The organism is Streptococcus oralis (genome assembly GCF_023110435.1).
Lineage (GTDB): Bacteria > Bacillota > Bacilli > Lactobacillales > Streptococcaceae > Streptococcus > Streptococcus oralis_CF.
Genome location: NZ_JALDWB010000003.1, coordinates 95257 through 108160 on the forward strand (window position 1 = coordinate 95257; position 12904 = coordinate 108160).

At 33.2% G+C, this 12904-nt stretch carries 11 protein-coding genes and 2 pseudogenes; 10 read left to right on the forward strand and 3 right to left on the reverse strand.

What is annotated here, in order from left to right:
• Positions 1 to 10: 10 nt before the first annotated feature.
• From M1F97_RS05840 to rpsI, 4 genes are all read left to right on the forward strand, one after another.
• Positions 11 to 904: an ABC transporter ATP-binding protein gene (locus M1F97_RS05840; protein WP_000895273.1), complete on the forward strand. Its 894-nt coding sequence runs from the start codon at positions 11 to 13 to the stop codon at positions 902 to 904.
• Positions 901 to 2100: an ABC transporter permease gene (locus tag M1F97_RS05845; RefSeq protein ID WP_247944498.1), complete on the forward strand. Its 1200-nt coding sequence runs from the start codon at positions 901 to 903 to the stop codon at positions 2098 to 2100. Before M1F97_RS05840 ends, M1F97_RS05845 begins: the two co-directional genes overlap by 4 nt.
• A 210-nt stretch (positions 2101 to 2310) precedes the next feature.
• On the forward strand, positions 2311 to 2757 hold the full coding sequence (rplM, locus tag M1F97_RS05850; protein ID WP_001044624.1) for a 50S ribosomal protein L13: 447 nt from the start codon (positions 2311 to 2313) through the stop codon (positions 2755 to 2757).
• A gap of 18 nt (positions 2758 to 2775) precedes the next feature.
• The gene (gene rpsI, locus M1F97_RS05855) at positions 2776 to 3168 is read left to right on the forward strand and encodes a 30S ribosomal protein S9 (protein WP_000075973.1); all 393 of its coding nucleotides are present in this window, start codon (positions 2776 to 2778) and stop codon (positions 3166 to 3168) included.
• A gap of 260 nt (positions 3169 to 3428) precedes the next feature.
• Here the strand turns inward: rpsI and M1F97_RS05860 are convergent.
• Positions 3429 to 4132, reverse strand: a pseudogene (locus M1F97_RS05860) (tyrosine-type recombinase/integrase); the annotation flags it as partial.
• Here M1F97_RS05860 and M1F97_RS09210 point away from each other — a divergent pair.
• The 6 genes and pseudogenes from M1F97_RS09210 to M1F97_RS05885 all read left to right on the forward strand — a co-directional run.
• Positions 4125 to 4226 (forward strand): annotated as a pseudogene (locus M1F97_RS09210) (YlcI/YnfO family protein); the annotation flags it as partial. The pseudogenes M1F97_RS05860 and M1F97_RS09210 sit on opposite strands and share 8 nt — an antisense overlap.
• Positions 4227 to 4337: 111 nt before the next feature.
• Positions 4338 to 5555 carry a protein kinase family protein gene (locus M1F97_RS05865; protein WP_247944499.1) on the forward strand — a complete coding sequence of 406 codons (1218 nt, stop codon included), beginning with the start codon at positions 4338 to 4340 and terminating at the stop codon, positions 5553 to 5555.
• Between the two features lie 18 nt (positions 5556 to 5573).
• The gene (locus M1F97_RS05870; protein WP_247944500.1) at positions 5574 to 6677 is read left to right on the forward strand and encodes a DUF3800 domain-containing protein; all 1104 of its coding nucleotides are present in this window, start codon (positions 5574 to 5576) and stop codon (positions 6675 to 6677) included.
• A 651-nt stretch (positions 6678 to 7328) separates the two neighbouring features.
• Positions 7329 to 8453, forward strand: coding sequence for a hypothetical protein (locus tag M1F97_RS05875; protein ID WP_247944501.1), 1125 nt, complete (start codon positions 7329 to 7331; stop codon positions 8451 to 8453).
• Positions 8454 to 8557: 104 nt separating this feature from the next.
• Entirely contained in the window at positions 8558 to 9445 is an 888-nt protein-coding gene (gene abiGI / locus M1F97_RS05880; protein ID WP_247944502.1) for an abortive phage resistance protein AbiGI, read from the forward strand.
• Positions 9446 to 10630 carry an abortive infection system toxin AbiGii family protein gene (locus M1F97_RS05885; RefSeq protein WP_247944503.1) on the forward strand — a complete coding sequence of 395 codons (1185 nt, stop codon included), beginning with the start codon at positions 9446 to 9448 and terminating at the stop codon, positions 10628 to 10630.
• Positions 10631 to 11284: 654 nt separating this feature from the next.
• Here M1F97_RS05885 and M1F97_RS05890 read toward each other — a convergent pair.
• Positions 11285 to 12163 (reverse strand): LysR family transcriptional regulator, encoded by an 879-nt coding sequence (locus M1F97_RS05890; protein WP_247944504.1) that lies wholly within the window; start codon positions 12161 to 12163, stop codon positions 11285 to 11287.
• Positions 12164 to 12290: 127 nt separating this feature from the next.
• The gene (locus M1F97_RS05895) at positions 12291 to 12641 is read right to left on the reverse strand and encodes a helix-turn-helix domain-containing protein (protein ID WP_025168989.1); all 351 of its coding nucleotides are present in this window, start codon (positions 12639 to 12641) and stop codon (positions 12291 to 12293) included.
• Positions 12642 to 12904: the final 263 nt, after the last annotated feature.

Here is a 12904-nt window from a genome sequence, read left to right on the forward strand (position 1 = left end):
GAGGTGGAAAATGCTAGAAGTAAGAAATCTAGAGAAAAGTTTCGGTTCCAAGCAAGTCTTGTTTGGTGTCGATTTTCAGGCAAGCCCAGGACGGATTCTGGGACTGGTCGGGAAAAATGGTGCTGGGAAAACAACGATTTTCCACAGTATGTTGAAATTTTTGGAGTATCAAGGAGAAATCAGTCTGGATGGGCAGGAGATTCGTCAGGAAACCTACGCTCGGATTGGCTATCTGCCTGAGGAACGTAGCCTCATGCCCAAGTTGACAGTCCTTGAGCAAGTTCGCTACTTGGCTACTCTAAAAGGCATGGATGCTAAGGAGGTCAAGGAAAAACTCCCTCAATGGATGGAAAAATTGGAAGTGAAGGGCAAATTGACCGACAAAATCAAGAGCCTCTCCAAAGGGAATCAGCAGAAAATTCAGCTGATTATCACCCTAATCCATGAGCCAGACTTGATTATCTTGGATGAACCTTTTAGTGGTTTGGATCCAGTCAATACTGAGTTGCTCAAACAGGTCATCTTGAAAGAGAAAGAGCGTGGTGCGACCATTATCTTTTCTGACCATGTCATGACCAATGTTGAGGAGCTTTGCGATGATATTCTGATGATACGAGATGGACGTGTGGTCTTGCATGGACCAGTTCAGGATGTTCGCAATCAATACGGGAAAACACGTCTCTTTGTTTCAAGTGAACGAAGCAAGGAAGAATTGGAAAAACTTCCTCACGTCAAACAGGTTAGCTTGACCAAGCAAGGCAGTTGGAAATTGATCCTAGATGATGAGAGCGCTGGAAGAGAACTCTTCCCAATCCTCACTCAAGGTCAATACATCGCGACCTTTGACCAACAAGCTCCAACAATCGATGAAATCTTTAAACTAGAATCAGGGGTGGAAGTATGAGAAATATGTGGATTGTAATGAAGGAAACCTATCTTCGACATGTCAAGTCGTGGAGTTTCTTCTTTATGGTGATTTCGCCGTTCCTCTTTTTAGCCTTATCTGTAGGAATCGGCTATCTCCAAGGGTCTTCTATGGCCAAGAATAGCAAGATAGCGGTAGTAACAACAGTGCCATCTGTGGAAGAAGGGCTCAAGGGTACTAATGGTATCAACTTTGATTATAAGGATGAAGCCAGTGCCCAAACTGCTATCAAGGATGAGAAAATCAAGGGTTACCTAACCGTCGACCAAGAGGATAGTGTCATCAAAGCCGTCTATCATGGTGAAACCTCTCTTGAAAGTGGCATCAAACTAGCAGTAACCAATAAGTTAAATGAACTGCAATACCAACTCAATCGCTCAGCAGCCAATTTGTCTCAAGAACAGGAAAAACGCTTGAGCCAAACCGTTGACTTCACTGAGAAGATTGATGAATCCAAGGAAAATAAAAAAATTGTTCAAACCATTGCGGCCGCAGGGCTCGGTTTCTTCCTTTATATGATTTTGATTACTTATGCTAGCGTCACTGCTCAGGAAGTAGCCAGCGAGAAAGGAACCAAAATCATGGAAGTGGTCTTTTCTAGTATCAGAGCTAGTCATTATTTCTACGCTCGCATGCTGGCTCTGCTTCTTGTGATTTTGACCCATATTGGGATTTACGTCGTGGGTGGACTTGCTGCCATTCTGCTCTTTAAAGATATCCCTATCTTGGCACAATCTGGTATTTTAAACCACTTGGGAGAGGCCTTCTCGCTCAATACCTTATTGTTTGTCTTGGTTAGTCTCTTTATGTACGTTGTTTTGGCAGCCTTCCTAGGATCCATGGTTTCTCGCCCTGAGGATTCAGGAAAGGCCTTGTCGCCATTGATGATCTTGATTATAGCAGGATTTGTCGGTGTAACTTCTCTAGGTGCTGCTGGTGACAATTTAGTTTTGAAAATTGGTTCCTACATTCCTTTCATTTCGACCTTCTTTATGCCATTTAGAGCTATAAATGGTTATGCAAGTGGTCTGGAAGCTTGGATTTCTCTTGCCATAACGATTGCTTTTGCAGTCACTGCGACAGTCTTTATCGGACGTATGTATGCCAGCCTAGTCCTTCAAACGGATGATTTGGGAATCTGGAAAACCTTTAAACGTGCCTTAGCTTACAAATAGGAGAGCCTCGCAAAAGCGAGGTTTTTCTAGATGTTAAACACCGAAATCGGTAAAAATATTTTACATATCTATTGACTTTTAGTAGTAAAATTTGGTATGATAGTAGACGGTATTGTTTACCCCATTTGTAAGGCCCCGGAACCTTTCAAATACCCCGCGGACCGGAACATCCGCCCAGTAAACAAAAACGATATTCATATAGGAGAAATCATGAACAAAACTACATTCATGGCTAAACCAGGCCAAGTAGAACGCAAATGGTACGTTGTTGACGCAACTGATGTACCTCTTGGACGCCTTTCAGCAGTTGTTGCTAGCGTACTTCGCGGAAAAAACAAACCAACATTTACACCACACACTGATACAGGTGACTTCGTAATCGTTATCAATGCTGAAAAAGTTAAATTGACTGGTAAAAAAGCAACTGATAAGATCTACTACACTCACTCAAACCACCCAGGTGGATTGAAACAAATCTCTGCTGGTGAACTTCGTTCTAAAAATGCAGTACGTTTGATCGAAAAATCAGTTAAAGGTATGCTTCCACACAATACTCTTGGCCGTGCTCAAGGTATGAAATTGAAAGTATTCGTTGGAGCTGAGCACACTCACGCTGCACAACAACCAGAAGTTCTTGACATTTCAGGACTTATCTAAGGAAAGGAACAATAAAGTATGTCACAAGCACAATATGCAGGTACTGGACGTCGTAAAAACGCTGTTGCACGCGTTCGCCTTGTTCCAGGAACTGGTAAAATCACTGTTAACAAAAAAGATGTTGAAGAGTACATCCCACACGCTGACCTTCGTCTTGTCATCAACCAACCATTCGCAGTTACTTCAACTGTAGGTTCATACGACGTTTTCGTTAACGTTGTAGGTGGTGGATACGCTGGTCAATCAGGAGCTATCCGTCACGGTATCGCTCGTGCCCTTCTTCAAGTAGACCCAGACTTCCGCGATTCATTGAAACGCGCAGGACTTCTTACACGTGACTCACGTAAAGTTGAACGTAAGAAACCAGGTCTTAAGAAAGCTCGTAAAGCATCACAATTTAGTAAACGTTAATTCGAAAGAATTACGATACTTACAAAGAGCACCTTTCGGGGTGTTCTTTTTGTACTTTCATACTTAAATTGGTGCAATTGACACAGTTGTTGCGACTTTAGTCGCTTACAAATGTGGCTGAAACCTGACAGAGTCAGTTGCCTCAAAACGTTAATCGACACGATTATATCAACGTTTACAGACATTCAAGAATTTTCTCTTGGATGTCTTTTTGTGTTCAAAAAACTAAAGTTCACCCCAAAATTCACCCCAAGTTCACCCTATTGCTTTTTGAGACTTCTAAAGGCTATTTCTCCTGCTGTTTGATTTACTGTTTCTGTAGTATTGACATAAGTCTTCGTTATTTAGATGTCACTATGAGTAAGTGCTTCTGAAATAGCATTTAATGATGTTCCAGCCCGTCTTGCCAAAGTTGCTCCAGTGTGTTTTAATTTGTGAGGAGATGCTGGAGGAAGTTCCGGATGTCTTCTTCGAATAGTATTCATTCGATGATTAAGGTAATCAATATGAAGTGGAACGTTAATACCGTTTTTTCTATTATTGTATGTGAAAACGAATTGCTTTTCATTCTGTCTGATTCCAAACAGCTTTAGTTGCTTTTTTGTTCTATTTTCCAATCGGTCAGGATATTTATTAGTTCTTTAGGAGCTTTAAATAGAGTTTTTTTATTTCCTTTGGTTGATTTCAGATTCCCGAATTTGTCTAATGTTTGTTCAATGAGAATTTCATTTTTTTAATAATTGATATGTTTCCATTGGAGAGCATAGGTTTCTGATTTTCTATATGATAAAAAGAATGTCGTATAGAACAAAGCATAATCTTTTAATTCCATTCGATCATTTTTTAGATCTTCATCAAATGCTTGTAGCCATTGTTTAAGTTACTCCTCATTTAATGCTAATTCTTCAAACTTTTTACTTTCTTTGAGAGCTAGTTTTTTATTAGCTTTAATTCTACTGATTGAAGAAATTGAGAAAGCAATACAAGACAAGGGTGTAACTTTTTCAAGCTTTGTCATTCAAGCATGCGAGTATGCGCTGAGAGATATGGATAAGTAGAATATAAAAAAGAAAAATATTATAATAGGTTTATGACAAAGAACCATCACCTTATGTAAGCAATATTAAGGTGCTTGGTTTTAGTAACATGTAGTAAGGAAATGGTGTATCATGAGCATAATTGATGGAAATATGACTGCAGAGTTATCTAATAAAATAAAATCAATAGAAGTTGATTTTATTGAGACATTTTCAAATGGATTTCAATCAGACAATCAGTATCTATATCAAGAAGATTTTGGAGAACGTCTTTCTTTGCTATTATCAAGTATTCATTACCATGTAAATCTACTTTTGCGTGAAATGAACTCTAGAATGAAGCAGGAAAATTTTTACTATTTGGCGGATTCAAGTAGGAAATTGCTGGCTTGTATCAACATTGTGGATAGGTTATCAAAGATTTCGGAATTAAAGAATATTGGTTTTACAGTTGATAAAGAATATGGTGAAATATTTCAAAAATGTAATCAATTCCTTATGGAGTATAATGGAAGTTCTATTCCTACAGATATGGAGCAAAATGAAATTAAATACGAACTACCTATATTTTTTATTGGAGATACTATTAATAAAAAAAGTGGGGGAGTTGAATCTGGTTTTAAATTGTTCCCTATTGGTGAAGGGTCGTATGCTCAGGTTTTTAAATACTTTGATGATTTCTATGATAAATATTTTGTTGTGAAAAGAGCTAGGACTGATTTAGATGCTAAAGAGTTGGAGAGATTTTATAAAGAGTATGAAGTTATGAAATCCATAAATTCTCCTTATGTATTAGAAGTTTATCGTTTAGATAAAAATAAAAATGAATACTTCATGGAGTTCGCAGATTTTTCATTATATGATTTTATTTTGAAGAATAATCAGAAGCTCAATTTTATGATACGTAGAAAGCTCTGTTTACAAATAATTAGGGCTTTTGAAGTGTTTGACAGAATTGGGGTTTTGCATAGAGATATTAGTCCCAAAAATGTTTTACTCAAAAAATATCAAGATGAGGTTGTCGTAAAAATTGCTGACTTTGGATTAGTTAAAACAGTTGATAGCCAGCTGACATCATTAGAAACAGAAGTTCGTGGATATTTTAATGATGTATCTAGTTTAAGTACAGAAGGGTTTAAAAATTACAACAAGCAATACGAATATTACGCACTCTCGAAATTAATTTATTTTGTTTTAACTGGAAGATATAAAAATATGAATAAATTTGATTTTCCAAAACTAAAAGAATTTATGGAAAAAGGCTTGAATTCTAATCATAATTTGAGGTACAAAGCAATAGCGGAGCTGAGGGCTGCATTTTTAGAAATACAAGAAGAATGGAAATTTTAGAATTCTGAGGTAAGTGGAATGGATTATACAGGAATGATAGAGAATATTGCTAGTTTGCATAATATTCCAAATATGGATAAAGAGTATGTCTTATACTATGATGAAACCAATAATGCTAGAGTTTTTAAGTTGACAGAAGAAGGCTTTAATTTTGACGAACATGCATATTTTATTTTGGGTGGTCTAGCTTTTGAAAAAGGAAAAATCTTACAGCAAAGCATTACAGATGAACTGGTTGATAATTTAAAATTGCAGTTCAATATGAGAGAGATAAAATTTAAGCATATTCAGCAAAAGTCTAAAAATTTTATAGAATTACTTTCTAAACCGAAGTTTAAAATCTTTGTTGAGTGGTTGGAAAAAAATAACTGTTGGATACATTACACATATTTAGATAATTTTTATTTTAGTATAGTTGATATAATTGATATGTTGCCAGAATCGGCTATTGGAGGGTTATATTTTAGTAGAGACTTAAAAAATTCACTGTATTATTATATAAAAAAAGATAAAGATTGGTTTGTAAATTTCATGAAGTATTTTGAATACCCTAATGTTACCAATCAGGAGCAATTTATTAATGAATTGTTAAGTTGGATTGAGAGATTTAATCCAACTGTTGTGGATTTTAATATGGAATACATAAGGCAGTCACTTAAAGCTCATAAAAAAAAAGATTTAATATTGCCAACATCGAATAAAGCTGGTCTTATGATTGAAAATTACTATTCTGTGTATGCAAATTCCATAGTTAGTTACTACAATTCAGAGCACATATTTGATGAAGAATATACTATTCAAGAAAAACTAGAAGAATCTCCTGTAGAATTTTCTGGGAAAAAAGCGAATTACAAATTTGTAAAGTCTGATAATGATGTTTTTATTCAATTATCGGATGTTGTTGTAAGTATATTAAGAATGTGGATGGCAATGTTAGAAAGGAATTCGTTAGAAGAGTTGCAACAACTATATCTCACATTATCAAATGATAAAAAAAGTGTTATGAAATCTATTCAATATGTAATGAAAAATTCTATGTATGAGACTTACGGTTTTAAACATGGCATAGGTAGCGACAGATTTGAAAAAAAGATAAGTCATTTTCTAGAGTTTAAATTTTAACGATATAATTTTTTTGCAAGAATGCAAAAGGAACGCTTCAAAGACTGAAGTGTTCCTTTTGTATATTATCAGCATACAGAACTGAACTATTACCCTATTTAAAAAATATTGATTCAAATTTTATGAAATGAATAAGTAGTTTTAGTTCTGAAAAGCCTTGATATTGCGCTGTTTTTAGTCCAACTGAAACTCATGCTTTCCAAGTCAGGTCTTAAGAAAGCTCGTAAAGCATCACAATTCTCAAAACGTTAATTCGTTGCTGGGAAGCACAATACAAACGAAAATACTTTGCAACTTGCAAGGTGTTTTTTTGTATGAGAACTGGCGGTACACAATTAGGCTAGCTCTAGCGACTTTAGTCGCATAGAGATATGCTATGCACAGTTGCCTCAAGAAAACAAGTAGAGCGATGTTTGATTGGATGGCAACCACTATATAATGGAAATATCTAGAAATGTCTATTATAACAGCAAATATAAAACTTTCGGAAAAATAAGTCTTTTTCGGAAAGTTATACAAAATAGTATGATGGATATGGTTACAATGGAGGCACAAATTTTTTAAAAGATATCGGAATTTGCTAATATTTAGTGTTATAATGAAATTAATGTAAAAAGGATTTAAAAATGTGAGGAATAGACTAAGTTACAAATGAGAACAGCAAGAGAACAACTTTACAGTGAAAAAAAGAGTTTATGTAAATTAGCTAACACGTACATTGAAAAATTGGGTGTAATTGAGAGTTCTTCTAAACTATTTCAGAAATATAGTCCGTGGGATGACAAAAATGTAGATCCGCTAATTGCTAATTTTTTGGATTCTTTGAAAAATGACAGTACTACATTTTCTTGGTTGAATATTGAGGAAAATTTGCCCAATAGTACTGAAAAGAGTATTAGATATGGTGTTCCAAATCATATAAAAGGAAATATTGATACAGCAACACTCTTTCTTTGTTTAGTTAATCCTAATATTGCAAAGTTCAAAACAAATCGATCAAGTGGTATTCTCACATACTACAAAAATGCAAGAGAATTAATAACCAATGATGATTCTCTAAAAATTATTGATTCGGATGAGAATTTATTGAAGGATGCTCAATATTTGAAGAAGCATATTGTGGATGTTGAGGATACTAGTAGTATTCTCTATAATGAGTTGAGAATTGTAAGAGAAACTAAGGTGAAAGAAAATGGTTATTATTTTAGTCATTATTTACCACACTTTTTAATGGAGTCTTTAAACAAGAAAGGAACTCTAAAAAAGCTGATAGAAACGCTTGATATTGATGAATGGAATCACTTAGAAAAAATATCGAAGCAAATAGCTAATATTGAAGCATTTCCTTTTAGGAGTCAGAATCCAAATTATATTAGTGGCCCTAGAGGAGAAAAAAATTTTACAAACCAGCTGGTCAATTCAGATTCAAAAGTCAGTTTGTTAAGTGCAAGAATTATTATTTGGCGAATAGTCAGCCATATACTTACTTCAAAAAATAAGCCTATTTTTATTTTTAGAAGATTTAATACGTTCTGGTTACCATCTCTATCAAAGGTTTTAAAATATGATCTGGGTTTAACGTCAGAAGAAATAGATAATATCCTGTATGATTTACATGAAGATTATTTTATAACTGTTAGAAAAAAAGAATATAATGGACAAAGTGGTTATTTTGGAAGAAATTTTTGTAAAAATAATTTAAGACTAAGTGATAATGAATTCAAGGCTCTGGTTGAAACCACTTTAGGAAAGTATCAAAAAGATAACAATTTGTAATTGTTTAAATATTTTTTGGAAAGTTAAGGATGTCATAAATTTTTAACAAAAAATAAGATGTTCTATCCATTGAAAAAAGAAATTCAATTTACTAGGAGATTATTATGACCAAAAATATTCTACATGCAACAGGTATTGATAAAAGTAAAAATGAACTATCAAAAATTACTGCTAATGCACTTTTTAATTTTATGAGGGAGTATTCCTATTTAGAGAATATTCTACTTAATATGTATATTTGTCCGAGATATTATCCAGAGGAAGTCGAATATTTAGATCTAAAATATAACTCAGAACCTTTAACTGAATGGTATATCCCTATGACATGTTTTTGTGATATACCGTTACACCAAATTAGTTATCATGCTGAGGGTAACCCTTTGGATCCTAATGATTTGGGCTATGGGAAGTTTTCAATAGCATTTCACAAAGAATTTGGTATAAAGAAAGGTATTCAACCTATCCATTATTTAAACGAGAATTCAATTAATGTGAAAGACCTAAGTAGTACAATGAATTTTCTGATTGACCAATATTCTTATGAAACAAGTGAAAATGTTGATGTTAGTGTTTTAACAAATTTTATTTTTGAATATATTAGAATAATTAAACCATATTGTGGAGTGATGAAACGTAAAGATCATGATAACAAGACAATAAAGGTTAAGAAAAATTTTCAAGATGAACATGAGTGGAGATATATCCCTAATATTAATCAGGCCGAACTACCTTTAATGCTTATTGATGAGAATGATAAAAAAGCAGAAGAACTGAGCCATATTTATACTGATAGTATTCTAAATACAAAAGAAGGAGTTTTGAAATTTGAAGTTGAGGATATAAGATATATATTTGTAGATAGTGTTCAGAATAGGGATAGATTAATTAACTTTATTAGAAGAAAAAAGAAGGGAAAGAGACTCTCTTTACAAGAAAAAGATGTTTTAATCTCTAAAATAATGGTTTTTGATGAATTAAAGGAGGATTGGTAAATGACTAATTCAAAATTTCAATCAGTCTTTTCAAAAAGTGATTCTAGGAAAATTAAGGCTCCTAGAGCTTTAAAAAAGCATTTAAACGAAAATGCCCCCGAAGGTTATTCATATGAATTACTTGAGGGCAGCAAAGATATATATGTTTTACGGCCCAAAAGTAATAAAGAAAAAAATAGCTTTCAAATAAGAATAAAGTTTCCATTAATATTTGAAGGTATAGAAATTAAAAGTATCGAAGAATTACTTGAAGCTATGTACCGAACACAAAAATGTTTTAAATTAGATGAAGAATTACAAAATGATCCTCCAACCATTATTCATATAGGTGGTGATAAGATTCTTAATCAATTTATTGCTTCAACAGAAGAATTTCCTGAATTACCTTCTTTGAAAATTAAAGTGGGAGGAAATGAAGTTGAGGTACCTATTAAAAGGATTCCATATCCAAGTCTTGATGAATTAAAAATAGTTTCAGATAAGAACAGTCTTTTCAAAGTAGAAATGCTGATTAATGAAAGTTCAAGTGTAATGGAACTTACTGTGAACTTAAATTATGATATCATTGAAACTGTAGATCAATATTTCGATAATTTTGGGTATATTAGTTCTTTTAATAAAGAAGGTGTAACTATATTTGGTAAAGTTTTTCTTCCAGAAAAACATCAAACAAATGTATTTGAAAAAAACAATGAATTCTTAAATGCGTTAAAAAAACTACAAGAATATTTTGGAATTAAGTTTAATTTTCCCCATGAATTAGAGAAGGATGACATTTATTATGCTCAAATACTATTTGAATCTTTTGTAAATAACAGAATGGTATCCATTGGAAATAATGATCAAGTTAGTTTTCTATTTGAAAAAGAAAAATTTGATTTTAGTAACCCTTATTTAGAAAAAGATAAAGAACTAGGTGTGGTTCTTCATAATGAATTATCACTAGAGTTGTTTGGTACAAATATCAAAATAATGGAGTACAAAGTTTATCCTCGAATGAATTTTGAAAAAATAATAACTGAGAATGAAGAAGTGAGAGTTATATTTAATCTACCTCCTAATAGCAGATATTATATAAGATACTACCCTGATGCAATAAGTGAAGATGAAACAAAAGAAATTGACAACCTATTATTTAAGTTGACTAAAACTGCAATTGAAATTGAAAGAATCAACTTCTCTTAAAATTTAACCAGCGTGTAATAAGGGATTATTTTATATAGTCTGATACGGTTGAAATCATTTTAATTATCTATAACAAACAGAAATGTAAATTTCCCTTTTTTAATGAAACCTATATAAATTTTATGAAATAAAAGCGCAGAAATTAGCTATTGAAAGTTGATATAAAGTTATTCTTTAAATGTATGAAATTTAACCTTGTCAAACCAGGTCTTAAGAAAGCTCGTAAAGCATCACAATTCTCAAAACGTTAATCAATACGATTATATCAACGTTTCAAAGCACTCACAGGTTTGCCCTATGGGTGCTTTTTTCTATGAGAACTGGCGGTGCGCAATTAGGATAGCTCTAGCGACTTTAGTCGCGTAGAGATATGCTATGCACAGTTACCCCAAGAAAACAAGTGAAGCGATGTTTGATTGGAAGGTAACCACTGCACTCAAAATGCTCTTCGAAAGAATTACTGTACTTACAAAGAGCACCTTTCGGGGTGTTCTTTTTTATCGACACTTTGTAGATTTATAATTGGGAATCTCCTTGAATGGTATCAGGTAAATGAAAAATTCGGCGATCATATCCTATTTCTTCGTACTTTAGTCTAATACCTATAATGTAAAAAACTCTAGCTATCAGGTAGTTGATAGTTAGAGTTTTTTTCTATTCATATGATTTAATGAGATTAAATAAGGCTTCTACTTCTGATGACAGTGTAGCTGATTTGAGATAAGCGTAATAAACTGTAAATGTTATCTGGTCCTCCGGTATTAGAGGGATTTTTATTAAATCATCATCTTCATCAGAAAGTGCGATATCAGCCAGTAAACTAACGCCAATCTCTTTCTTTAAAAGTTCTTTAAGAATGACAATGTCATCAGTCTTAAAGAATATTTCTGCCTTGTTTTGATGCTTTTGATTAAGTAGTTCAAAAGCTTTCAGGTGAACAAAGTGTTCGTCTAAAAGTATAAAGGATTGATCTACTAAATCTTCAAAAGTGAGGGAAGGAGCAGTAGCAAGAGGATGGTTCTTAGATAAAACGACATACAGTTCTTTATGAAAGAGTTCATGTGTCTCTATTGAAGGATGATTGAGTGGTTCAATCAAACCGAGTAGGCTTGCATCAAGGTCTCCCTTGATGAGAAGGTTTAATAATTCTACGGATCCACCACGAATAGGACGTACCTTTTTTAAAAAATCAAATTCAGTTTCTTTATTTAAGACAGAGAAAAGATACTGAATGATAATAGGAGGGAATCCTACAGTGGAGCAATGCGCCAAAGAGCGATTAATTTCTTTGCGAGTAGAAATGACCTCAGGTAAAATCAGTTCTGTATGCTTCAGAAGGATTTGTCCTTGATTAGTTAGTTTAAAGGAGCGATGTGAAGGATCATGGTGAATCAATTTGCAATTAAAAGATTCCTCTAAGCGCTTGATAGCATAAGAAATAGATGGTTGGCTGACTTTATGTTGTTTTGCTACTTCTGTATAGGATTGAAGCTGGCAGAGGTCATAAAAATATTGTAGATCTTTTAAATTCATATAGGCTCACTTTCATTAGTTGGAGAAGGAAAATAAGTGGAAATCACCAGATAAATAATTTTTATCCGTATCCTACAATTTGACTATACGAGTATTCACCGGTTAAAATGTAAGTGAGTCAGGGATATCAAAGGTTATCTAAGATACTTTCAAAAATGACCAACATCTTTTCTCGTTTATCAATAGGGAGCTGTTTAATCTTCATGTTGATTCTTTTGAGTGAAAGATTGTCGGTCTTATCAGAGGTTGATTCAAGGCTATCAAAATTGAAAAATTCCTCTGGGGTCATCTCTAGGGCGACAATCACTTTTTCAAGACTGTGAATGGTCAGATTCACATTTTGGTTTTCAAGTTGATTGATATACTTAAGCCCAAGTCCTGCTTGTTCCGAAAGTTCTTCCTGGCTCATTTTTTTCTGTGTTCGAAAATACTTCACTTTTTGGGAAATATATTGTTGTAAATAGTTTTTATTCGTCATATAAATAGAATACAAGTTTTGCATGACAAAAAAACATCTTAAAAAATACAAAGTATTACATAACAAACTTATATGATATTTATTTTAATTCGGATTGCCAATTTGTATGATTAGTTTCTTTTGCTCGAAACTTTTAGTAAAGAGTGATCATTGAGAGTTTTATGAGTCCAGAACTTTATAAATATAACAACTTAAAGTGTCATAATAATGGTGTTCTAAGTATAAAAGAGCTTATTAGAAAATTGTTCTCGTAGACTCATTAT

Excerpts from the sequence above, each read along its gene's own strand:
- M1F97_RS05840 (WP_000895273.1), top strand. The coding sequence starts at position 11 with ATGCTAGAAGTAAGAAATCTAGAGAAAAGTTTCGGTTCCAAGCAAGTC.
- M1F97_RS05845 (WP_247944498.1), top strand. The coding sequence starts at position 901 with ATGAGAAATATGTGGATTGTAATGAAGGAAACCTATCTTCGACATGTC.
- rplM (WP_001044624.1), top strand. The coding sequence starts at position 2,311 with ATGAACAAAACTACATTCATGGCTAAACCAGGCCAAGTAGAACGCAAA.
- rpsI (WP_000075973.1), top strand. The coding sequence starts at position 2,776 with ATGTCACAAGCACAATATGCAGGTACTGGACGTCGTAAAAACGCTGTT.
- M1F97_RS05865 (WP_247944499.1), top strand. The coding sequence starts at position 4,338 with ATGAGCATAATTGATGGAAATATGACTGCAGAGTTATCTAATAAAATA.
- M1F97_RS05870 (WP_247944500.1), top strand. The coding sequence starts at position 5,574 with ATGGATTATACAGGAATGATAGAGAATATTGCTAGTTTGCATAATATT.
- M1F97_RS05875 (WP_247944501.1), top strand. The coding sequence starts at position 7,329 with ATGAGAACAGCAAGAGAACAACTTTACAGTGAAAAAAAGAGTTTATGT.
- abiGI (WP_247944502.1), top strand. The coding sequence starts at position 8,558 with ATGACCAAAAATATTCTACATGCAACAGGTATTGATAAAAGTAAAAAT.
- M1F97_RS05885 (WP_247944503.1), top strand. The coding sequence starts at position 9,446 with ATGACTAATTCAAAATTTCAATCAGTCTTTTCAAAAAGTGATTCTAGG.
- M1F97_RS05890 (WP_247944504.1), bottom strand. The coding sequence starts at position 12,163 with ATGAATTTAAAAGATCTACAATATTTTTATGACCTCTGCCAGCTTCAA.
- M1F97_RS05895 (WP_025168989.1), bottom strand. The coding sequence starts at position 12,641 with ATGACGAATAAAAACTATTTACAACAATATATTTCCCAAAAAGTGAAG.